Annotated in this window: 21 protein-coding genes and 2 pseudogenes; 20 read left to right on the top strand and 3 right to left on the bottom strand. The window is 37.1% G+C overall.

Features of this window, described 5'->3' with window-relative positions; genetic code table 11:
* Nucleotides 1-19: 19 nt before the first annotated feature.
* The 11 genes and pseudogenes from MHH64_RS04145 to MHH64_RS04195 all read left to right on the top strand — a co-directional run bounded on the left by MHH64_RS04145 (nt 20) and on the right by MHH64_RS04195 (nt 7,975).
* Nucleotides 20-742, top strand: a complete 723-nt coding sequence (locus MHH64_RS04145; protein WP_340002729.1) for a GntR family transcriptional regulator — start codon at nt 20-22, stop codon at nt 740-742.
* A 31-nt stretch (nt 743-773) separates the two neighbouring features.
* Nucleotides 774-1,691: a haloacid dehalogenase-like hydrolase gene (locus MHH64_RS04150; RefSeq protein ID WP_340002730.1), complete on the top strand. Its 918-nt coding sequence runs from the start codon at nt 774-776 to the stop codon at nt 1,689-1,691.
* 27 nt (nt 1,692-1,718) lie between these two features.
* A complete protein-coding gene (locus MHH64_RS04155) occupies nt 1,719-2,408 on the top strand; it encodes a copper homeostasis protein CutC (RefSeq protein WP_340002731.1) in 690 nt (229 codons plus the stop codon).
* Nucleotides 2,409-2,675: 267 nt separating this feature from the next.
* Nucleotides 2,676-3,464, top strand: a pseudogene (locus MHH64_RS04160) (helix-turn-helix transcriptional regulator).
* A 215-nt stretch (nt 3,465-3,679) separates the two neighbouring features.
* Complete coding sequence (locus MHH64_RS04165) at nt 3,680-3,973, top strand: YfzA family protein (protein WP_340002732.1); 294 nt, start codon at nt 3,680-3,682, stop codon at nt 3,971-3,973.
* Nucleotides 3,974-4,027: 54 nt separating this feature from the next.
* Complete coding sequence (locus MHH64_RS04170) at nt 4,028-4,495, top strand: hypothetical protein (RefSeq protein ID WP_340002733.1); 468 nt, start codon at nt 4,028-4,030, stop codon at nt 4,493-4,495.
* Nucleotides 4,496-4,710: 215 nt separating this feature from the next.
* Nucleotides 4,711-4,860: a VOC family protein gene (locus tag MHH64_RS04175; RefSeq protein WP_339315584.1), complete on the top strand. Its 150-nt coding sequence runs from the start codon at nt 4,711-4,713 to the stop codon at nt 4,858-4,860.
* Between the two features lie 347 nt (nt 4,861-5,207).
* Nucleotides 5,208-5,711, top strand: a complete 504-nt coding sequence (locus MHH64_RS04180) for a DUF1572 family protein (protein ID WP_340002734.1) — start codon at nt 5,208-5,210, stop codon at nt 5,709-5,711.
* A 134-nt stretch (nt 5,712-5,845) separates the two neighbouring features.
* The gene (locus MHH64_RS04185; RefSeq protein WP_095313074.1) at nt 5,846-6,208 is read left to right on the top strand and encodes a DUF1801 domain-containing protein; all 363 of its coding nucleotides are present in this window, start codon (nt 5,846-5,848) and stop codon (nt 6,206-6,208) included.
* 179 nt (nt 6,209-6,387) lie between these two features.
* Nucleotides 6,388-7,239, top strand: a complete 852-nt coding sequence (locus tag MHH64_RS04190) for an ABC transporter ATP-binding protein (RefSeq protein ID WP_340002735.1) — start codon at nt 6,388-6,390, stop codon at nt 7,237-7,239.
* 37 nt (nt 7,240-7,276) lie between these two features.
* The gene (locus tag MHH64_RS04195; RefSeq protein ID WP_340002736.1) at nt 7,277-7,975 is read left to right on the top strand and encodes a hypothetical protein; all 699 of its coding nucleotides are present in this window, start codon (nt 7,277-7,279) and stop codon (nt 7,973-7,975) included.
* Between the two features lie 104 nt (nt 7,976-8,079).
* Here MHH64_RS04195 and MHH64_RS04200 read toward each other — a convergent pair whose 3' ends face one another.
* Complete coding sequence (locus MHH64_RS04200; protein ID WP_340002737.1) at nt 8,080-10,143, bottom strand: catalase; 2,064 nt, start codon at nt 10,141-10,143, stop codon at nt 8,080-8,082.
* 352 nt (nt 10,144-10,495) lie between these two features.
* Between MHH64_RS04200 and MHH64_RS04205 the strand changes: the two genes are divergently transcribed.
* The 8 genes and pseudogenes from MHH64_RS04205 to MHH64_RS04240 all read left to right on the top strand — a co-directional run.
* Entirely contained in the window at nt 10,496-11,365 is an 870-nt protein-coding gene (locus MHH64_RS04205) for an MBL fold metallo-hydrolase (RefSeq protein ID WP_340002738.1), read from the top strand.
* A gap of 327 nt (nt 11,366-11,692) precedes the next feature.
* Nucleotides 11,693-13,552 carry an anaerobic ribonucleoside triphosphate reductase gene (locus MHH64_RS04210; protein ID WP_340003255.1) on the top strand — a complete coding sequence of 620 codons (1,860 nt, stop codon included), beginning with the start codon at nt 11,693-11,695 and terminating at the stop codon, nt 13,550-13,552.
* A complete protein-coding gene (gene nrdG / locus MHH64_RS04215; RefSeq protein ID WP_095313079.1) occupies nt 13,549-14,004 on the top strand; it encodes an anaerobic ribonucleoside-triphosphate reductase activating protein in 456 nt (151 codons plus the stop codon). Before MHH64_RS04210 ends, nrdG begins: the two co-directional genes overlap by 4 nt.
* Nucleotides 14,005-14,453: 449 nt before the next feature.
* Nucleotides 14,454-17,243 (top strand): UPF0182 family protein, encoded by a 2,790-nt coding sequence (locus MHH64_RS04220; protein ID WP_340002739.1) that lies wholly within the window; start codon nt 14,454-14,456, stop codon nt 17,241-17,243.
* A gap of 190 nt (nt 17,244-17,433) precedes the next feature.
* Nucleotides 17,434-17,652: a hypothetical protein gene (locus MHH64_RS04225; protein WP_240033846.1), complete on the top strand. Its 219-nt coding sequence runs from the start codon at nt 17,434-17,436 to the stop codon at nt 17,650-17,652.
* 355 nt (nt 17,653-18,007) lie between these two features.
* Nucleotides 18,008-18,619: an NAD(P)H:quinone oxidoreductase gene (gene wrbA / locus MHH64_RS04230; RefSeq protein WP_095313081.1), complete on the top strand. Its 612-nt coding sequence runs from the start codon at nt 18,008-18,010 to the stop codon at nt 18,617-18,619.
* Nucleotides 18,620-18,775: 156 nt separating this feature from the next.
* Complete coding sequence (locus tag MHH64_RS04235) at nt 18,776-20,239, top strand: aldehyde dehydrogenase family protein (protein WP_251661289.1); 1,464 nt, start codon at nt 18,776-18,778, stop codon at nt 20,237-20,239.
* A 39-nt stretch (nt 20,240-20,278) separates the two neighbouring features.
* Nucleotides 20,279-21,108: pseudogene (locus tag MHH64_RS04240) on the top strand (ring-cleaving dioxygenase); the annotation flags it as partial.
* A gap of 189 nt (nt 21,109-21,297) precedes the next feature.
* Here MHH64_RS04240 and MHH64_RS04245 read toward each other — a convergent pair.
* Nucleotides 21,298-21,933 (bottom strand): nitroreductase family protein, encoded by a 636-nt coding sequence (locus MHH64_RS04245; RefSeq protein WP_095313084.1) that lies wholly within the window; start codon nt 21,931-21,933, stop codon nt 21,298-21,300.
* A 283-nt stretch (nt 21,934-22,216) separates the two neighbouring features.
* On the bottom strand, nt 22,217-23,098 hold the full coding sequence (locus MHH64_RS04250) for an AraC family transcriptional regulator (RefSeq protein WP_303449428.1): 882 nt from the start codon (nt 23,096-23,098) through the stop codon (nt 22,217-22,219).
* Between the two features lie 100 nt (nt 23,099-23,198).
* Between MHH64_RS04250 and MHH64_RS04255 the strand changes: the two genes are divergently transcribed.
* The gene (locus tag MHH64_RS04255) at nt 23,199-24,101 is read left to right on the top strand and encodes a DMT family transporter (protein WP_095313086.1); all 903 of its coding nucleotides are present in this window, start codon (nt 23,199-23,201) and stop codon (nt 24,099-24,101) included.
* Nucleotides 24,102-24,131 lie beyond the last annotated feature (30 nt).

Genomic DNA, 24,131 nt, shown 5'->3' on the forward strand with positions numbered 1-24,131 from the left:
AAGGAACGTGTTTTCTAAAATGATAATCAAAGAATCGCCAATACCACTTTATTTTCAATTGGAACAAGTGATAAAAGAGATGATTGAAAAGAAGGAGTTAAAACCTGGAGACTTAGTTCCTTCTGAGCGTGAGTATGCTGAGAAGTACCAAATTAGTCGAATGACGGTAAGGCAAGCAATGAATAATCTTACAAGTGAAGGCTATTTACAGCGTGAACGTGGGAAAGGAACTTTCGTTGCTTATAAGAAATTCGAACAGGATTTGGAACACTTAACAAGTTTTTCGGAGGATATGCGTTTACGGGGAATGGTAGCAGGAACAAAGGTATTAGAATTTAACATTATAAAAGCAAGTGAATGGTTAGCCAAGAAGTTAGGACTGGAGGAAGGCTCATCAGTCTATGAAATAAAAAGATTGCGTTTAGGGGATCAGCTGCCAATCGCATTTCAAATCTTTTATACGTCAGTAGATCGTATTCCAGGCCTTACGAGAGAAATTGCAGAACAATCCATTTATCAACATATTGAAAATGAGACTGAACTTCGGATTTTGTCCGCTGAACAGGAAGTGGAAGCAACAATCGCTCGTAAGCACATGGCTGACGCGCTTGATATTAAAATTGGTGATCCGATTCTCTATATTTCCCGAGTTAGTCTCACTGAAAATGATATACCTTTAGAGTATGTACAATCATACTATCGTGCTGACCGCTATAAATACAAAGTTAAAATTAATCGATAACATAGAAGTATGAAGAAAGGGGAAATTTTTAGTGAAAAGATTATTAGATTGTACGGCTTCTGATTTTCAAAAAATGAATGGCCAAGACTTAAAGCAGTCCATTCAAGCCTGTGAAGGAAGAGTAATGCTATCAGAGACAATGACTTCTGTAGCGCCATTATACCCGAGCGTCACCAATGCTGAACTTGCATCTGCGTTCGGTGCTGATTTACTCTTATTAAATTTATTTGATGTGTTTAACCCTGCTGTTGAAGGGGTTGAATGTGATCAGAATGAATCAGTCATACAAAAAGTGAAGGAACTAACTGGACGTCCTGTTGGCCTGAATTTAGAACCAGTCGACCTTCATGCCGAACAAATAGAAAAATTAGATACAGTTTCAAAAGGAAGATTGGCTACCGAAGAATCCTTAAGGGAAGCGAGAAAATTAGGTTTTGATTTCATATGTTTAACAGGTAATCCTAAAACAGGTGTGACAAATAATGAAACGGTTGTTGCTATTCAGAAGGCCCGTGAGGTTTTTGGTAAAGAAGGATTAATTATTGCAGGAAAAATGCATGGTGCTGGAGTTGCAAATGAAACAGGCAGCAGTATTATTTCAGAAGATGCACTATCCAGTTTTATTGATGCGGGAGCGGATGTTATTTTAATGCCTGCTCCTGGAACAGTCCCTGGAATCACATTGGATACTGTCCAAAACTATGTTCAATTTGTTCATTCAAAAGGTGCGCTGGCAATGCTCACGATTGGGACAAGCCAAGAAGGAGCTGATGAGGCAACGATCCGCCAAATCGCTTTAAATAGTAAAATGGCTGGTGCAGATATTTATCATATAGGGGATACAGGATTTTACGGAATTGCTGTCCCGGAAAACATTATGACCTATTCCATCGCTATCAGAGGAAGACGCCATACGTATGTAAGAATGGCTGCATCTGTAAAACGTTAGAAGTTTGCAAAAAGGTTGGTGAAAGATATGAATTTGGAACTGATTGTACAAAATAAGCAAGAAGCTATTCAGGCAGAAAAACTAGGGTCTCACCGTCTAGAACTCGTATCCGCAATGAAAGAGGGAGGGCTAACCCCAAGCTATGGAGCGATCAAACAGGTCCTGCAAAGCGTAAAGATTCCTGTCCAGATCATGGTTCGCCCCCATAGCTATCATTTTTACTATACAGAAGATGATTTTCAGGTGATTTGTGAAGATATCGAAATGATTACAAAGCTTGGAGGCAATCGAATTGTCTTCGGTGCACTAAATCAGAATGGTACCATAAATGAAGAAATGCTTCGTGAGATTATTCGGCGGTTCCCAGATATAGATATAACCTTTCACCGCGCGTTTGATGAGGTTTATTCACAAGAAGCCGCCTACCGTACTTTACTCCAATTCAAACAGAATGTAAGGCGGATTTTGACATCCGGCGGGGAAGTAAATTGTGAGAAAGGCAAAGACCAGTTAGCAAAATTGGTAAAACTATCTTTCGGGCAAAACGGACCGAGTATCATGCCTGGTTCAGGACTATCACCAGAAAACATTGCGGGTATTCATCAAATGGTAAGTGCAGAAGATTATCATTTTGGTAGTGCTGTAAGGGTGGATGGCTCATTCGCAAATGAATTTTCACAATCCGCAATTCAACGAATACAAAAGGAATTGATGTAAGGTTTATTTGTCCTTAAGTACTATTTGGTGGCTCAACAACTTAAAAATCCAGTATTAGTGTCCAACAACCTAATGCTGGATTTTTTATGTTTCGATTACTTTCTACCAAAGATTCCATGATACATTAGAATAGGATCTTTGCGATCTGCATAAAACCATGCATAACATGTATGCAACCATCCGTTGACAAAGTGCATTTGCTCCGTGATAGAAAGAAAAGCATTGTTATCCTAAACTAGAACTAACAAAATGAAAGGGGTTTCGTGCATGACCTTTGGTGAAAAACTTTTTAAACTAAGGAAAGAAAAAGGATTTTCTCAAGAGAATTTGGCTGAAAAACTAAATACAACAAGACAGGCGATTAGTAAATGGGAAAACGGGCAAGGATTTCCAGAGACGGAAAAGCTATTGATGATCGGAAATATTTTTGAGGTTTCCATTGACTATTTGCTTAAAGAGACTGCGCAATCAAAAGAGTAAAATGATGATGGATATTATGTTAGCAAAGAAATGGCAGAAGGGTTCTTGCTGAACCAGAGGAAAGTTAGTAAATATATTGCTTTCGGACTATTTGTTATGGCTTTAGGTTTTATACCTTATTTCTTTTTTAATCAAAATCCGTCAATGTATGCATTGCCAACTATCATTATTGTAACCATAGGAATTGGAATTACTGTATCAGCAAGGTATCTAGAAGAGGACCAATATAAAATACTGAAGCAAGAACCTTTACTGTTTGATGAAAATTATCTTAAAGAACTGAAAGTTAGATATGGAATGATAAAACGAAGAAATGCTTTAGTTATGTCAGTTGGTGCTTGTGTATTTATTGCAGGATTAATACCAATATTCTTTGAAAGAAAAGGGTATACTTCAGGATTTTTCACCCCTTATTATCCGATTAGTATTGCTTTTATTGCGATAGGGATCGCTATATTGAGCCGAACTTCAACTGTGCTGAATGGGTATAAACTTTTGGCAAGCAATGAGGAACGCGCAAATAGCATTGTTTTTAAACTGAGGAAAATGTTAAGAAAAAAATTAGATGGGATGTAATGTTAAACGTAATCTGTACTTAAAACAATTCATTAACGAGAAGTATGGTCGAGAATATTAATAGTCTGAACCCAGGGCTCTCACATTCATTACTTATCATTTTGTGTCTTGAAGATATTGTATTTTTAACAAATAAAAAATCTAGAGGCTAAATATTCTTTATCGATTTGAAATGCAAGGTTTTCTATTAACATGCATGAAAGGAGTGCACTCAAATGACAAATAACAGAAAAAAGGACCGTCCCATTCCAATTAAAAGTTGGTTAATTCTAATAGTTGTCTTTATAATTGTGCAACTTTTATTTATTGCTATTGACGGTACGGGATTTGAACCGAATATAAATGATTCGGGAAACATAGCAAGTAGAGTTTTAGATTCAAGGCTTTTTACAGAATGGTTTACTCCTTACGATTTCCCTTTTTTTAATATGGCAACGGCAATTTTCGCTATAGCTATCTTGGGAAAAACAGGTACCGATATATTTTCTAGTATCTTTCATAGGAGATGAGACTTCGTATCTATTTTGTCAGTAAAATATTAAACTATTAAGGAGCTAATTAATTTGCGCGATTTAATTATTCAACTATCTGAGGTTAACTATTTTTACCAGTATATAGGTGTATTTCTTATAGGTGCAACCCCATTTCTTGAGGCCTTTTTAGCAGCAGCTGTAGGAAAAATTATTGGCGTTTCACTTGTTTTCGGTATCATCGGTAATTGGATTTCAGTCATGCTTATTATTTTACCTTTCGATGCATTACTGACGAGAATTCGCAATCGTAAATCAAAAGAGAAAGGGTTTATTCAAAATCGAGTAACCAAGGCAAGTGAACTATACGAGAAATACGGAGTACCAGGGGGTGCAATACTTACCCCATTAGTCGCTTCTGGTCATATTGCTGCCTTTGCCTCATTAGTTGCAGGCGCAAGTAAGGAGAGGGTAATCATCTGGCATACGGTAAGTATTGTTATTTGGGGAGTGATTGGTGCAGTGTTCGGGAATTATTTACGTTATGATATCATTCAATAAGACTCTATTCAATTGAGTATTAAGGTACTTTGAAAAAAATAAGTTAATAACACACTTTAAATAGATTGTATTTTACAAACTTTATAAAATTTTATATGATCAATATAGATTTTGGGATAAGCTGTAATGGTTGCTTCTCCTATGCCTAAAGTAATTGGAGGTATCAGCAATCTGAAACAGTAACATTCAATAAAAAATACGGGAGCGGTAATAACGTGGAGAATATCTTGCCGATAAAAAATCAAATGAATGGTGTGTTTGTACATGTGTCGGATTTGAAAGCTTCTGCAAAATGGTATTGTGACCTATTAGGAATGGATGTTGATTTAGAACAAGTTGTGTCACCGGTTTTAACGTCCCGGTAGTAGGGACATCATCGCTCACTTTAGATGATCACACCTTTGATCCGTTTTTCAAACATCATGTGAGCCCTAGTCCGATTTTCAATTTTTATGCACCCAATATTGATGTTGCTTATAAATACGTGAAAGAAAAAGGGATCGTAATTGTGAGAGAAATGGAGTGGGTGGAAGACACAGCCTAGTTTAATATAAAGGATCCAGATGGAAATGTCGTCATGATTTGTAATTGCTAAGGACTCCATGATCGGTTAGTTAGTGGGGAACCTTTCTTACTTTGATTTATACAACAGCATATATAAGAAGGATAGTGTTCATCTACCTCAAAATTTGAATTGAATCTATAATAAGGGGTGATTTTAATTACCTTTGAAAATGAGTACCTGACAACTATAATTGAACAGTTTAAACATTTTAAAGAACGTGCAGAAAAGGGAATCGAACAATTATCTGAAATGGATTTACACTGGAAGTCAAATGAAGAGTCGAATAGCATTGCAATTATTATCAAACATTTGAGTGGGAATATGCACTCTCGATGGGTAGATTTTTTAACGGCAGATGGAGAAAAAGCTTATAGAAATAGAGACTTAGAATTTGTTGATCGTAATGAGTCAAAGAAACATCTGATGCAGATTTGGGAAGATGGATGGAAGCTGCTTTTTCATACAATCGGGAACCTTAACGGAGAAGATCTAAATAGGAAGGTTACACTAAGGGGGAAATCGATTAGTGTGCTTCAAGCAATTCAAACAGAAGTCGTTCACATTAGCTATCACGTAGGGCAAACTCTTTATATCGGGAAACAAATCAAGGGAAAAGAATGGATCATTTTAAGCATTCCGAAGAACAAATGATTAGGATAGCTATAATCTGCAGTGATGTTAGAAGAAATTGTATAACAATAACTAAACCAGTCGAAAATCAAAAAGGGCTTCCCTATCCCTATATGATTCATTGTTTGGCTGAGCTTAAAGAGGAGATTGATTAGATGACTGATAAGATACGAACAACTGAGAAAGTTGATCAAATGATTGATCAATTGTCACCTGACATTCAAGAGATTACAAATGCATTGCGGAAAGTTATTTTTGATGCTTCGCCCAAGCTTATTGAAGAGTTCAAATGGTCAATGCCTAGCTATTCATATAAGGGGCTCGTATGCTATCTGCAACCTGCTAAGAAACATGTTAATTTAGGGTTTTATAAAGGAAATGAAATTGAAAGTGACTTATTGAAGGGTACAGGAAAAGCGATGCGCCATATAAGAATTACAAAGCTTGAGGATATTCAAGAGGACATCTTCACTTCGCTTGTTGAAAAAGCAATCACATTGAATGAATCTAAAGAGTGAAGACTATAAATACTAGAACGCTACAATTATCAATTTTACTTGTGATACTTTCTGTAAAAATGATAAGTAGCTTTTATACGGTTATGTTTAGGTGTGATGAGCCAAATGAAATGAATAACCGAATCAATTGGATGAGAGAGCAGAGCCCAAGTGAAATAGGTTAGGTTGGGGGCGATTAAATGGAGAAGTTTGTGGAGCTTGAGCATATTAGTAAAGCGTACAATAATCAACAGGTTTTACGTGATGTTTCGCTTACCATTGATCAAAAACAAGTTATTGCAATACTGGGCGGGAATGGTACTGGAAAAAGCACCATTTTACGATTGATAGCGGGACTTGAGAAGCCAACTTCTGGTAAGGTTATTTATCCTAATAAAAAGATTAGAATAGGATATGTACCAGAGAGGTTTCCAAAAGATATACGTTTAACTCCAAGTGAGTATTTGTGTTACATAGGTACAATTACTGGAATTTCAAAAGCGCGTATTAAGAAAAATATTCCAGCATTTTTACGTCGATTTCAGTTAGAAAAGCTGGATAATCACCGGATAAACGAACTTTCAAAAGGAAACATCCAGAAAGTTGGGATCATCCAAGCTATCATGCAAAGACCAGAGCTTTTAATCCTGGACGAACCTATATCCGGACTTGACGCTCAAGCCCAACAGGAATTACTCCTAGTAATCAAAGAATTGAAAGAACGAGGGTCGACAATACTATTAACCTATCATGAATCAAACATCTTTGAGGATATAGTGGAAACGACTTACTATATATATAATGGCCTTCTTTCAAAGACAAAGATGAAAAACGAAAAGGATTCATTGAAGTTAATAGAAGTAAAGCGGTTGGATGATTCTCAGGTGAAACAATGGGAGGAAGTATTGCACATGAAGGAAATGGATAATGGGTTGTTACTATATGTTCATGCGAATTATAGTGATAAAATTTTATCGAGAATCCTAGCATTACAAGGAAGCATTAATCAAGTAACAACTGTAGATAACGATGGAGAGTGGGAAAGGGAATAAGATGTCCCGCTATTTCCAATTATAAGGAGGGATCTATTTGAAAGAACTGATTAAATTTAGTTTGCACGATTATTTGCGATCCCATAAATACTTTCCTCCCATCTCTACTTTCTTCGTCTTAGTATTTGTCCAATATACATATACTCCAAATCCAATCATTGATAGTTATGCTGTGACTGCGTTGATTATATATGTTATATCGTCCTGGTTGTGTATCAGTGTTTTATCACTGGATCCACCAGTACAAAGACAAATTATGATACTTCATGGTAAAGGGAGAAATCGTTACTATATTTCAAAATTATTATCTGTATGGCTAATAGCCGTGCTGCTAACTGTATATTCTTTTGTATATCCGATTATTTTTGGTATGTTCGCTGAACCTGTGACATTAACAATTGGTTTTGTTTCTTTTGCAAACCATATTTTATTAGCAACTCTTGGTATTACGGTTGCTAGTTTATTTAGTGAAGCACTGATGGAAAGCCCTGTAAATTCCTATGGTGGGCTAGCACTTACTATTGTTCTTTCCATCGCAGCTCTTGGAATCCATGGTGCCCTGCCTACTGCTTTGAAAAATATAACCTGGGTTATTCCCCCTGCAGTAAACACACAGCAATCACTAATGAATTGGAGCGGGGAAAATCTTGGAGACCTATCCATATTTCCTTTTATCTGGATAATCATTTACACGATTCTTCTTCTAATTTTGTTTTTGAAATTGGCTAAAAGCTAGACTGAATAAAATTAAGGAGTTGTTATTATATTGGAGCGACAGGACTCCGTAGAAAGTATAAAGGATGGAAAGAACATTTCCTTTCTCCCATCCAATATAAAAGGCTATTTTCTGTCCCAAAACCGCTGCTGCGCTATGGCAGAAACAAAATCCTCACCAAAATCTGGATTATTTGCAGCAAAAACTACACCAGCCAAATTATTGTTTTCTGATGCATGAATAAAAGACTCTCCAGTTGAGGAAACACCAATTGGTTTATAGTGCTTATAAGCTACATGTACAAATTCCGTGATGTCTGAGTTGAATTTTGCCTGGTTTCTAGAACTTCCGCCAACAACGTAAAGTGAGTCTACAAGATAAGGGCTCGATGTAAGGAACGTTTTATCAACTTGGAGTGTTGTTCCATCATTTCCGGTAACCGTACCAAGCCTTTCACTTATGATGTCAACAAAAACACCATATTGCTGTAAGGTGTTAAGTGCATTGGTTACCTCATTACCGTTATAACCATCGCCAATAAGTACGCCTACTTTTTGTGTATATGCATATTTAGGTGTACTGGCCTGACTAAGAGAAGAATAGCTTGTAGAAACAGGAACATTGGATCCGCTTGGTCGATCCACCCCGATGTTATCCGCAACAATACTTGCCATATCTTTATCAACATTGACAAGTATATTAACAACCTGCTGACGAACCGACTCACTTTTTACACTGCCTACTTGATAGCTTAGCGCCTCAATCGTATGCTGCTTTTCTATTGGAGTTAAACTATTCCAGAATATCCTCGGTTGTGAAAAATAATCCTTGAACGATTCGCTTCTAGCTCTGATTTTGTAGCCATCTACTTTTCCGGGATAATCCTTATAGCCGCCTTCTTCTGGAGGTACTGTGTATGGTGTATTATCTGCAAGTGAGTTTTGGTGATAGTTTACTTTATCAACATCGATTCGTTGTCTCATAGCACCTCGTCGCTGATTATTATGAAACGGGCATATTGGCTTATTTATTGGTAATTCAACGTAATTGGCACTGCCAAGTCGATGTTGTTGGGTATCCCGATAAGCCATTAATCTTCCTTGCAAAACGGGATCATTGGAAAAATCAATTCCCGGAACGACATTTGCAGGGTTAAATGCGACTTGTTCAGACTCCGTAAAGTAGTTATCAATATTTCTATTTAATGTCAGCTTACCAATCATTTGAACAGGGACAAGCTCTTCTGGCCAAAACTTTGAAGGGTCCAGAACATCGAAGTCATATTTGAATTCATCCTCCATCGAAATCAATTGGACGCCTAGCTCGTATTCTGGATAAGCGCCATTATCAATGGCTTCCCTCAGATCCCTTCTGTGAAAGTCAGGGTCGAGTCCGCCGATTTTCAGTGACTCATCCTGAAGCAGAGAATGGACTCCGAGGACAGGTTTCCAGACATACCTCACAAAGGTAGCCACATCTTGATCGTTAACAAATAGGTACGTATTAATGGACCATGATTCCATCATTCGATAGCTTCTTAAAATACCCCGGTCAGACATAATCCAAAGTACCATGTGAAGTGCTTCATCGTTATTGGCCACATAATCCCAAAAACGGTCGTGCGCTCCGCTTGCGGTTGGTATGTCATCTGCTTGTTTAGCTTGGTATGCGTGCATTGCGTCCGGAAACTTCATTGCGTCTTGATTAATTAAAACAGGCATTGCAATCGTTGTTAAATCAACGTTTCCCTCTTCTGTATAAAGCTTGACCCCTTTACAGCGTAAATCCCTTGCAGTATCGTAGGATCCTTTCGCGCCTTGTACAGTAGAGAAACGGACAGTTATTGGCGTCTTTTTACCCGCCTCTTGTAAAAATCCTGCCTTTGTTACATGTGTCATAGACTCATAGCATTCAAATTCACCGTATGCACTGTAACCCCTTGCATGAACCACTCTTTCAGGTATTTCTTCATGAACAAAGTGTGACATCTTCTCTAAGAATTCATAATCCTGACGTAAGGAAGGCCCACGGATACCTGCTTTTAATTGATCCTGATCCTGTGATCTTTTTTTTCCTTCCTGTGTTGTCATTGGCTGGCCGTAGTCTCTTATTCGATATTGGTCTAGTTGTTCTTGTTTAAAATCTTGATTTACCCGTTTTTGGTTTTTTGATGATTTCTCATCATCCATTTAATCACCCTTTCAAACGGTTGAGATATAAGTACCATTTCTATACTTATGTTTTTTTTCTAATATTAGAACACAGATTTATTAGCGTAAGGGGTTCTGAGCATGACCCGCCTCTTACCTCTTGCAATGCCCTCATTATAGTTAGCGAAGTATCGATTGCTGTGCCTAAACCTTTATATTAATTGATACAAAGTATGGTGCTTTAATAGGACTTTTAAAAATGTACATACTTTTTGCCGTTAGCCCAAATAATATAGATGTTTTTAACAAGACTTTAATTAATATATAAAAACTTAAATGAACAACAAATCAATGTGAACAAAACTAAAACAAAGAAAAGTGGAGAATTTTTATGGAAAAAGACATACAAAATGGAATGCATGATTCAATGGAGGATCAGTTTCTGCCGATGTATTCGATGACGAGTGGAGTTGGGAAGGAGGTTCTTCCCGATCTTTACTGCTATACAAATCAAATTGTGAATTTGTGCTGTGTGGGTAATCCGGATAATTCAGGTGAGTGGGTTTTAGTGGACACTGGTATGCCTGAATCATCCAATCGGATTGTGGAAATGGTAGAGGAACGGTTTGGAGAAGACAGTAAACCACAAGCAATTATACTAACACATGGACACTTTGATCATGTTGGCGCAGTTGTAGATTTAGTGGAGAAGTGGGGAATTAAAGTATATGCCCATGAGGCTGAGTTGCCTTTTTTAACTGGAAAACAAGACTATCCAGAACCGGATGGATCCGTTGAAGGGGGACTTGTGGCAAAAATGTCACCAATGTTCCCAAATGAAGCTGTTAACTTAGGAAGCAATATAGAAGCACTGCCTGATGATGGAAGTGTTCCACATATGCCTGGTTGGAAATGGATTCATACACCAGGACATGCTCCTGGTCATGTATCTTTGTTTAGGGAAAAAGATCGTGCTCTTATTGCTGGCGATGCTTTTGTTACCGTGAAACAAGAATCACTTTACAAGGTAATGACTCAAAAAGTGGAAATTAACGGCCCGCCAAGGTACTTGACGACTGATTGGACTGCTGCTTGGGAATCTGTTAAAAAGCTGGAAGAGTTAAACCCTGCTATTGTGGTAACTGGTCATGGAATGCCAGTGTCTGGGCAAGAGCTTTCAGAAGGATTAGCAAGACTGGTTAAAGAATTTGACCGACTAGCAATACCAGATTATGGTCGATTTGTAGACCCCAAACACTGATGCGAGAAATCGTAAGAACGAAGAAGGTGACTCAAGAGAATGAGATTTTGAGTCACTATTTTTAATCAATATGAAATTGTTCCTTTCGCTTTCTATTCACTTCTCTTATTCATGTATACGCGGAACTGTTACATCATTTCAAGTGCTACTTCAATTTGCAGTTTCACAATTTGGACACAGCTATTTCTTTTTTACTATGATAGCATACAATATATAGTGCTAATTCGTTTTGTTAACACCAAATGTAGTATTGAGGCTTGGGGGAATAAAACAAAATAAGAGAACTAGAAACAATAAAAAAGGGAGAGCGGAAAAATGAGTACAAGTATGTCAACGGAAGTGAAAGACTACTTCCCGCTAAACAAATTGGATGAGATTGTTTATACAAGTAATCATGATCTGATTCAAGAAAATGCCAATGTTGATGGGAACTCACCAATGGGACAAATGTCAAAGGTTTCTGCGGAAGTAACGAAGTCGTATGCGAAAGAATTGATACTTAGCGAAGATGTCAGACAAGCAATCGATGAAAATTATATCCACCCCCATGATCTTGATTTTCTAATTACGGGTACAACCACTTGTTGTCAGATTCCACTAGGAAAAGTTCTGAAAGATGGTTTTAATACTGGACATGGACATATGCGTGAACCGAAAGATATTGTAAGTGCGATGGCTTTAGCATCCATTATTTTTCAATCGAATCAAAACATGCAGCATGGTGGGCAAAGCTATCCCATGTTTGAATATGATCTTGCACCTTATGTTAATAAAACTTTCGAGAAAAATAAGAAACGTTTACAAAGCTATGCTACTTCATATACAGCGGAAGAAATAGATGAGATAGCATGGCAGGAAACGAATCGAGATGTATACCAGGCCTGCGAAGCTTTTATACATAATTGTAATTCGATGCATTCGCGCGGAGGTGGACAAGTTCCGTTTGTTTCCATCAATTACGGTACAGATACATCTAAGGCAGGTCGTCTACTTATCAAGAACCTTTTGTTGGCCACGAAAGCAGGCCTGGGTAATGGTGAGACACCAATCTTCCCTATTCAGATTTTTAAAATGAAAAAGGGAATTAATTTTGAACCTGGAGAACTGAATTATGACTTATACCAATTAGCACTTGGAACAACAGCGAAGCGATTATTTCCAAACTTTAGCTTTATCGATTCGACGTTTAATAAAGTGCATTATGATGGTACTCCAGAATCGGAAGTGGCCTATATGGGTTGCAGGACTCGTGTGATGGCAAATCGTCATGGTGAGGAAAATGGAGTGCAGCGGGGAAATCTGTCTTTTACTTCTATCAATCTCGTAAAGCTTGCACTTGCCGCAAAGAATGAGTTCGATTACTTTAAACTATTAGATTACTATACTGGACTTACAATAAAACAATTAATGGAGCGATTTGATTTTCAAACTAAAAAGAAGGCAGGAAACTTTCCATTTTTATATGGGCAGCATATTTGGCGAGGGAGCGAAAACCTTCAACAAGAAGATAAACTTGGTGATGTATTAAAACAAGGCACATTAAGTATTGGCTTTATTGGATTGGCGGAGGCTTTAGTCGCTTTAACTGGTAAGCATCATGGTGAATCAGAGGAATCTTATCAATTAGGATATCGAATCATTCAGTATTTACGAGACAGAGTTAATCAAGCGAGTGAAGATTACGATTTGAATTTCTCGTTGATTGCAACACCCGCAGAAGGATTATCTGGAAAGTTTACTCGAAAAGACCAAGCGGTTTTCGGAAAAATACCTGGTATAACAGATAGAGATTACTATACGAATTCCTTCCATGTCCCGGTTTACTATTCTATCAAGAGTATTGATAAAGCTAAAATTGAAGGCTCTTTCCATCGTTTATGTAATGGTGGTCATATTACATACATCGAATGTGACGGAGATGTTTCTAAAAATATAAAGGCATTAGATGTTTTAGTAAGAGCAATGGCCGCCGCTGATATTGGTTATGGTGCAATCAATCATCCTGTTGATCAATGTGGTGTATGTGGATATTCCGGAATTATAGAGAATGCGTGCCCAAACTGTCAGAATGCAGATGAGAGTAGAATTGGAAGAATCAGAAGAATTACTGGATATTTGGTTGGAGATATGAAACGATGGAATTCCGCCAAATGTGCGGAAGAAAAGGAACGGGTTAAACATCAATGAAAGTGATGAATATTATTCATGATTCTGTTGTTGATGGAGAAGGATTGCGAACGGTTATTTTCTTCGCGGGGTGTCCACATTTCTGCAAGGGATGTCATAATCCAAAAAGCTGGAATATCCGTAATGGTACAGAAATGACAGTTGAAGAGGTGGTTGAAGAGGTAGCGAGTAATCCGTTAACAGATGTTACTTTATCTGGCGGTGACCCGTTTTTCCAAGCAAGAGACGTATCTCAAGTAGCAAAACGACTAAAAGAGCTAAAGAAAAACATTTGGGCCTATACCGGTTACACATTGGAACAATTGCTTGAATCGCCTGATCCATATCAACAGAAATTACTCCATTATTGTGATGTGCTCGTTGATGGCCCGTTTATTTTGGAGGAGCGAGATTTAACCTTAAATTTCTATGGAAGTCGAAATCAACGTATTATCGATTTATCACAGGTATAAGGGCTATATCGTGGTTTTGTTATTGAACATGGATATGCTTTAAAAAAATAGAAAGAGTGATGAAGGGCGAGAACCATGAATTATTTATTATGGGTTCTGTCCTTTATTTATGGGAACTTTTATCACGCATTAACTGGCTGTAAGACCCCCACTTCAAGAATTCGAGGAGTACCAGGAATTGTAAGTGGGGGATCAACAGCCAGTAAATTCCTGATTCTGTTCAACTAACATTCAGTGGGGGAGGAAGGGAAACCCCCACTGAATGAAGTTTCACTTTATCGGTATTGTCCTCCTTTGTCATAAAGTAACCAAAAATGACTTATACATGTATTATTGTTAGAATAATAGATATAGATACTAATACATAAGTACCGGTTCTTTCTTTTTAATCTGAATAGATAAGAAAATAGCTAGGGATTTATTCGTAAGGAACCGAAAAAGGAGGATGTATGGACTTTAACGTTAATATAAACCAGAAACAAATGAAAAAGATCCAAAAGTTCGGTGGTTGGACTGGAGCGATTATTGGAATTCTGTTTCTTCTTTTCATTTTGGGTACGATCGCTTTCCAATGGATTACAGAATATATTTGGATGGATTCCATTGATTTTGGTAACGTGTTTACGACAATTTTAGGTAGTAAACTTACACTTGCAGCAGCTGGTTTTGTCATTTTTGGCTTTGTAACCTGGTTAACCGTATTTTGGATACGCAGAACCTATTTAAGCCATTTTGACCACCATCAGCTTCCTGCATTTTTCTCACAAAAGAAAGTAATTGTGAATGGAATAATTATCGCAATTGCCGTATTTGCAGGACTTATTGGTAGTATTATTGTACAGGGTGTGGGCTGGGAGCCGCTTTTAAAAGTCTTAAACTATGAAACGTTTGGAGAAAGTGATCCAATCTTTAACCGAGATATTTCCTTCTACATGTTTGTACTGCCATTTTTAGAAATTATCATCAATATTTTACTAGGATTAAGCTTCTTCATGCTTGTCGTTGTGATTGCAGCATACTCCGTTTTTCATATGTACCGCATGAATCGTTCTGCGCAACTTCATCTTGGACTAACCATTGCTATTATTGGCGTATTGTTAGCGGTCACACACTTACTATCACCTTTTCAAACTTTACTGACGAATCAAGTGAATGTGTTTCAAACTAGTGTGGTACATGGCCTAAGCTATACCGATCGCATTATTAATATTCCTGTATCCTATATTCTAGCTGCGGTTGCAGTCATTGGGGCAATTTGGGTTATTCTTACACTGCGAAAAGGTAATATTAATTCAATATTAATTCCAATTGTTTTATATATTGCTGTCATTATTCTTGGACAAGGGGTTTCCGCAATTGTTCAGAACTATATGGTAGAGCCAAATGAGTTTCAGCGCGAACAGCCTTATTTAGAACATAACCTAAATTATACAAGGCAAGCTTATGATCTTGAGAATATTAATATCTCAGAACATCCGGGTAACCAAGATTCATTAGATGAAGAGATGATTGAGAATAATGAGCTAACTATTAATAACGTGCGAATTAATGATTCGCGTCCGTTGCTTGATATTTACAATCAATTGCAGACATTCCGTACGTACTACCAATTTAATGATATTGATGTTGATCGTTATGAAATTGACGGCGATTACCAGCAAGTATTTATAGGTGCAAGAGAATTGAGTACGGATGACTTGCCAGAGCAAGCCCAAACATGGGTAAACCAGACATTGCGCTACACACATGGCTATGGGATTGCGATGAGCCAAGTCAATGAGGTTACTTCTCAAGGACAACCACAATATATTGTAAGGAATCTCCCGCCTGAAGGAGAGGTTGATGTTGAGCGTCCGCAAATTTATTTTGGAGAGTTGGATTATCCAAACGTGATCGTCAATTCAGCAGTCGATGAATTCGACTATCCATCTGGTGATGAGAATATGACCAACCGTTATGAAGCAGATAAGGGGATTCAGCTTAGTGGCTGGAACCGATTACTTTTTGCTATGAACGAAGGTTCTTTCCGTATGCTCGTGTCGGATCAGCTCTCGAATGAAAGTCAGTTGCTTGATACACGAAATATTGTGGACCGTGTGAACCGGATTGCGCCGTTTTTTGAATATGATGAAGATCCATATATCATTGTTCGAGATGATGGGTCACTAGCTTGGATTATTGATGCTTATCTTGTAGAACAAGGCTATCCATATGCAGAAAACTATCAAGACAACAAAAATTACATTAAAAACGCAGCGAAAGTGATGGTCGATGCCTATACTGGAGAAGTTAATTTCTTTGTAACCGAACCAGATGATCCATTACTCAAAACGTATCAAAATATATTCCCGGACTTGTTTACAACGGAAATTCCAGAAGATGTACAAAGTCATTTTCGTTATCCAGAAAGATTGTTTACCATCCAAGCAAACAAATATGGCACGTATCATATGACAAATCTGGAGATTTTTTATAACCGTGAAGATCGTTGGGAATTTCCGACGGAGCATTATTTTAATGAGGATATTGAGATGGAACCTTATTATGTAACGATGAAGCTTCCGGAATATGAGGAAGAGGAATTCATTCTAATGATGCCCTATACACCTAGAAACCGGCAGAACATGATTGGCTGGATTGGTGTGCGAAACGACGGCGAGCATTATGGTGAAAAGTTTGTCTATCGTTTTCCAAAACAGGAGAATGTCTATGGTCCTCAGCAAATTGAAAACCGGATTAACCAGGACAGTGTTATTTCTCAAGAGTTAAACCTATGGTCGCAGGGTGGTTCTCAAGTTATCCGTGGGAACTTGTTATCCATTCCGCTTGAAGACACGATGCTCTATGTGGAACCAATCTACATTGAGTCTTCAAATGAAACATCATTGCCAGAAGTAAAACAGGTTGTCGTCGCATATCAGGATCATATCGTGATGGAGGCAACTTTTGATGAAGCATTAGAGCGTATCCTTGAACTTGCCAGTGGTGATATTGACGCAAGTGATCTACAGCCTGAAGGGCCATCCCAAGAGGATATTGAAGGGGAACCTGAACAATCAACTGAAACGGAAGAGGAGGAGCCGTCAGCTCCGGAAACGTCAGTCGATTCAGATGAATTATTACAGGAATTCTCCGAGCTGTTTAGTAATTATCAAGATGCCCTTTCTAATGGGAATTGGGAAAAAGCAGGCGAAATTATGGCAGAAATTGAGTCGCGGTTAGAACAAGCAAATCAATAATAAGTTTATAAGAGATGAGCACTTTTATCTTTGGTGCTCATCTTTTTTCATGAAGAAATTACCATAAGACCTTAGTGGTTCATTTTGAGAAATGCGGTAGAATGTATAACCATTTATACGACGAACTAAAAGTGAAACATTTATTTAAAGTTGATCGTATGTTACTAAAACAAATAAAGGAGGAAGGTAAGTGAACGTTACGATGAATCAAGGAGATCTGGTGAACGTCGTATTTGTTTTTCAAAAAAATGAAGAAACAGAAGAAGTGACACTTAATACTGCTCAATTAATGGCATTATTGAATGCAAAGCAGGTTTGGATTGAAAGATTTAGTACTAACCTAAAAGTAGAAAACACAGTTTGGTCCTATGCCAATAAGAAGGTTTCATTGCAAATTTATTTGAAGTAATCATCGTTTAAAGGAAAAGGCTGATCAATGAAATTCTTGTTGAATCAGCCTTTTCTTTATTTATCATTTAGTCGAGAATACTCGCGATTTCAGTTGTGTAGAATCGCCTTCGGTTAGGCTGCTTTTTAAATCAACCGGCATCTATTAAAATTAAATAATGGTTAATTCCTTTTGTATCTATATTTTTATCAACACATGTGTGCTAAACCTTAACAAGTGGGGTAACTTTAGATGACTTTTGGCGGTTTTGGAAGAAATAAGACTTTTTTAAGTCTGATAAAAGACGTTATAAATGTGGAATAAAAATGGGGTTTTGTAGACAAGCTAATCGCAAAAACAAAGGAGAATAGAAAATATGTCAAATGTTAAATTAGCAGTTATTTTTTATAGTATGGGTGGTACAAACTATCAGTTAGCGAAATGGGCAGAAGAAGGAGCACAAACAGCAGGTGCTGAAGTAAGGGTATTAAAAGTAGAAGAATTAGCCCCTGAATCAGTGATTGAAGGAAATGAAGGATGGAAAGCAACGGTTGAAGCAACAAAAGATGTTCCAGTAGCAACCTCAGAGGATATTGAATGGGCAGATGCTATCATTTTCAGTGTTCCGACGCGATTTGGGAATATGCCATCTCAAATGAAGCAATTCCTGGATATTCAAGGCGGAATATGGGCAAAGGGAAAAACAATGAATAAAGTAGTAAGTGCAATGACTTCTGCGCAAAATCCGCATGGTGGGCAAGAAGCGACTATTTTATCATTGTATACTTCTATGATGCACTGGGGTGCTATTATTGCAACTCCTGGATACACGGATCCTATTATTTATGGAGCGGGTGGAAATCCTTATGGGACAAGTGTAACAGTCGATCAAGAAGGTAAAATGATTGAAGACGTTCAAGGTGCTGTGAAACATCAAGCAAAACGTACGGCGACAGTTGCGGAGTGGGTTAAAAGGGGAATTCAATAAAGTTATTTTAAAGAGGCATGAGCTCGATATATACATTGGGCTCGTGCCTTTTAATTTCCCCTGCATTATAAGTTTCAGCAGACCGGTGTTTAAGAATATTTTTACTTAGAAGGGGAAAAAGGTATATTAGAACTCATTATAGAGAGGTGTGTACGAGTGGAAAACTTTATAGAAAATTATAATAGAAATTATATTGATGGAAAGTGGGTAGAAGGAGCTGCAGGGATTACAGAAAATATTGTTAATCCTTATGATAATTCCGTAATAACCTCTGTTAATTTGGCATCGTTAAAACAATTAAAGCATTCGTTTGAGGTTGCTGAGGTTAAGCAAATAGAATGGGCACATTCTTCTGTGAGCGACAAAAAGGAAGTATTTCGAAAAGCTGCGGAGTTTCTGCAAAATAATTCAGAGCAGATTATAACTATAATCAGTAAAGAAACAGGTGGTACACTGCTCAAAGCAGAATTAGAATTAAATCTTACAATCGAGGTGTTAAAAGAAACATATAATTATATGGACACCATAGATAACGTAATAGAAATTCCTTCGACAATTGAAGGGAAAATAAATAAAGTTTATCGTCAGCCACTCGGAGTGATTTCATCTATTTCGCCGTTTAACTTTCCTATGAATTTATCGATGCGATCAATTGCACCTGCAATTGCACTGGGAAATACGGTTGTTCATAAAGCCGATTTACAGGTTGGATTGACAGGTGGATCTATTATTGCAAGAGCTTTTGATTATGCAGGATTGCCTAATGGAGTATTCCAATCAATCCTTACAACTCCAGATGAGATCGGCGATGAAATGCTGGAAAACCCAGTTATACAACTAGTAGCTTTCACTGGTTCGACTGGATTTGGAAAGCATATAGGCAGGGTTGCTGGGGAAAATCTCAAGCGTGTCGCATTAGAACTGGGTGGAAATAACCCATTTATTGTTCTGCAGGATGCGGACGTTGATAAGGCAGTGGAGGCAGCTATCTTCGGAAAGTTTATGCACCAGGGGCAAATTTGCATGTCCATTAACAGGATTATTGTTCACGATGATTTATATGAAGCATTTACAAATAAATTCATAGAGCAAGCTGCGAAATTACCGTACGGGGATCAAACAAATCCAGACACGGTTATTGGTCCGCTTATTAATGAAAATCAAATAAAAAAAGTGCTTGAAACTGTTGAAAAAGCAAAAAAGGATGGTGTCAAGCTTGGTTTAGAAGGAAAGCGTGAAGGAAACGTACTAACACCATATGTATTTGTTGATGTCGATAATTCGGACGAAATTGCTCAAACTGAATTGTTCTCACCAGTAGTTTCAATCATTAAAGCTAAAACGGACGATCATGCGATCGATATAGCAAATGATACAATTTACGGTCTGACTTCTTCCATATTTACATCGGATATCAAAAAAGGTGAGGCATATGGATTGAAGATTGACAGTGGGATGACACATGTTAATGACCAAACTGTTAATGATGCATCCAATATACCATTTGGTGGAAATAAACAAAGTGGTTTGGGTAGATTTGGAAATCCGTGGGTAGTTGATGAATTTACAAAACTGAAATGGATTTCTGTACAAAATGAATATCGAAAGTTTCCATTTTAATTTAGGAAAGGCTCCTATGTATATAACATGGGAGCCGCAAACTTCGATGATCCGGGCACATATCATCTTTATTTTGGTGATGACGGAGGGAAACCAGGTACGATCATTACCTTTTTCCCTTGGGCTAACGCCTATCAAGGAAAGATTGGCAGTGGACAAGTTGGCGTAACCACGTATATTATTCCGATCGGTTCTATGAACTTCTGGGAAAATAGATTAGCGAAATTCAATATCGAGTACCAAATAACGCAACGATTCGGGGAAACATATTTAGAATTAGCCGATCCACATGGTTTGCAGCTAGAACTCGTAGAACGAGAAGGCGGCGTATCTAATAATTGGAGACACATGGTGATGTTACATCAGATGTAGCTATTAAAGGGTTTGGCGGGGCAATCCTGTTATCTACTAATCCAGAAAAGACTGGGGAAACATTGCAAAATGTGATGGGCCTTGAAAAAGTCGGTGAGGAAGAGGATTTAGTCCGCTTCAAATCTTACGGTGATATCGGCAATGTAATTGATGTAAAACAAACTCTAATTGGAAGAGGAAAAATTGGGGTTGGAACAGTTCACCATATAGCATGGCGGGCAAAAGACGATGAAGATCATTTGGACTGGCAGCAGCATGTAGCTAACAATGGTTATGGCGTTACAGCAGTAAGAGATAGGAACTATTTTAATGCCATTTACTTTAAAGAACATGGCGAAATTCTGTTTGAAATTGCAACAGACACGCCAGGATTTGCTCATGATGAGTCATACGAAACAATGGGAACAGAGCTGAAGCTACCTGCCCAATATGAACAGTACCGTGATCAATTAAATAAAGCTTTAATACCGATTGAGGTAAGAAGCTTGGATAAATAGGGATAATGGATCCGTTCTTCGACTGGTCTCAAATATCAATTGCATAGAATGCTGTAACTATTATTAGAAAAGTAATTTAGACGTCCATGTGTAATGCGTGGACGTCTTTTTGTAATGTTTGTGATTTTGAGTGTAGCCATTCAATGGATCTGTTTTTTAATCTCCCAACCACCGTAAATTATATTTATTTTACCGATATCCATTAAAATTGACGAAATCTCCTACTGGTCTACGATAGCCCCGTGGACGCACCTTATCAACACTTTTACCAATCGTGATCATCATCATTGGTTGGAGATAATTTGGAATATTGAACGCTTCTCTTAATTGGTCTACATGATGGACATGCATTGGACAAGTATCAAATCCATAATGCTTGGCATTTAGCATGAATAACATTGCATTAATACCAACATTTCGCGCCAATTCTATATCTAGAGCATTTGAATTTCCCTTTAATCCATCACTATATTTCTTTATTGCGTCCATTGTCATATCATAATCAATTTCATTCATCATCTTTAGCATTTTCATCGGCTTATAGATCTCTTCAACCTCGGACATTTCAATGCTCTTTTTATTTCCCATTACAATAATAACGGCACTAGCTGTATGTATTTTATATTGGTTATAACTTAACTCTTTTACTCTTTCCTTTTTGTTTTCATCCGTTATTACTAAATAATCCGTAAACTGTAAATTATAAGCACTTGGTGCGAGTTTTGTTAATTCAAATATTTTATGAAAATCATCTTCAGTCATTTTTTCATTTTCCATAAAATTAACTGCTGAATGTCGAGTGGTTACTAACTCTTCGTAATTCATTCTGATTCCCTCCTGAAATATAAAAATAGTTCTTTTTACCTAACTATAACTTGGATGATAAATATTTCAACTTAAATGCTTGGAAAACGAAATAGATAATCTCCAGATTTTCGTGAGGTTAGAGGAACAAATTTGAAACAGATGAGGAATTCAGGCGTTTTAGAAAAAAATTAACTTTTTAATTGATGGAGAATCTAATTCAGTAATTAAACAAACATTTGATCAACTGAAAATATATTGTCGGCTCTAATCCAATAAGAATGTTTTTGAATAGGTTAAGAATTTAACGATTTCTTAACCATTTTTCATCCCTATATTTTTTAGGTGTCCGGTGAAATGACTTCTTGAACTTATCAATAAAGTAACTAACACTAGAAAACCCACATTCTATCGCAATTTCAGTAATAGTGCTCCTGGTCCCGATTAGAAGATCAATGCTGCGCTCTAATCGGTAATCAAGGATATACGTAAAGGGAGTTCGCCCAACATGTTTCTTAAATAATCTGTTCGTTTCAGACTTACTTAAATAGGCTATTTCAGCAAGTGTTTCTAATTTAATTTGTGTTCGGTAATGGGTATGAATGTATTCTAGAATATTTTTTACCCGTTGGTCGTAAATCGGATAACGATTGGATGAATCAAGTACAATCTCATGAAGTAATTCCTTGATGCATGTTAGATATTGAATGGTTATGATTAATTCAAATGATTTTTCTTTTTTAACGTAACAATCATAGCTAGTTAAAATGGCCTGTATGATAAGGTTATGTCTGTCTTTTAAAGGGTTTAGTATTACATATGGTGTGCTCCCTTCCTGAATTATAGGAAGGATGTATTTCGTTTGAATGTGTTTATCGAATAATGTAATCCCGATATTCCAGCAAATAAATGCAGTATTCCATGTTTTTGCATGGATTTCATGAATAACCCCAGAATTGATAAAAAAGCCGGATCCTTCTGGTAAGTTTATTTTTCTTCCTAAAATATGAAGTTCTATCGTACCTTTTACCACGGCCACAAATTGTAACTCTTCATGCCAATGTAAGGGGATATATCCTAAGAGTCTCTCTGAAATAGTTGTGTATTCTAGGGAGTGTTGCCAACCTGGTTCTGTATAAGGAATGAGTTCTTCGTTCAGTGAATTTAAGATAATCTCTCTCTTCATTGCATCACCTCAATATTTATATATTTTTTGACTCTATTTATATATAATTATACGGTTTACTTAGATATAGTAATCATATCTTAATATTATAGGTGATGTAATGAAAAATACAAACAAACGTATAGTGGGCATTATTTTTGTTCTCATGGGTGCAAGTTTTTGGGGAATTGGTGGAACGGCAGCAAACTATTTATTTGAAACTGCCGATATCAGTGTAAATTGGTTTGTTTCAACAAGACTCGTTATTAGTGGGATATTATTATTAGGAATACAATTACTTCTAACAGGTAGAAAAACAGTTTTTACAATATGGAAAAATCCCCAAAAAAGATTGTCTCTAATTATCTTTAGCTTGTTGGGGATGTTATTAGTTCAGTATTCTTACATGGCCTCCATTGCAGAAGGTAACGCTGCAGTAGCTACTTTATTACAGTATCTAGCTCCCATTTATATTATTATCTGGGTTATTTTTAGAGGGCATCAAAGGTTACATGTTTCAGATGTGATTGCGATTCTGTTAACGATTATCGGAACACTGCTTTTATTAACGAATGGTTCCTTTAAAGGATTATCAGTCCCAGGTATTGCTATCGTTTGGGGGATTATTTCTGGTTTATCATTAGCATTTTATACACTTTATGCCCGTAATCTGCTACGTTTTTATTCATCTGTAACGGTTGTTGGGTGGGCTATGATTATTGCTGGGGTGTGTATGAATATCATTCATCCAATTTGGAGAGTTGAAACACAGGATTGGTCTGCAGCAACTATCGGCGTATTAGGCTTCTCTATTATATTTGGTACAACACTTGCCTTCTGGATGTTTATCAAAAGTCTAGAGTATCTAGAAGCGAAAGAAACAACATTACTGGGCACTGTTGAGCCGTTAACAGCAGTTGTTAGCAGCATCATTTGGTTAAGTATTCCGTTCGGACTTTGGCAAGTAATCGGAATGGCCTTGATATTAATTTTAATTGTTTATCTATCGTTAGTGAAAAAGTAATAAAAGTGTCACAACAGATAAAAAAGGCTA

Origin of the sequence: Oceanobacillus sp. FSL K6-0127 (assembly GCF_037983385.1) — a bacterium.
Lineage (GTDB): Bacteria > Bacillota > Bacilli > Bacillales > Amphibacillaceae > Oceanobacillus > Oceanobacillus profundus.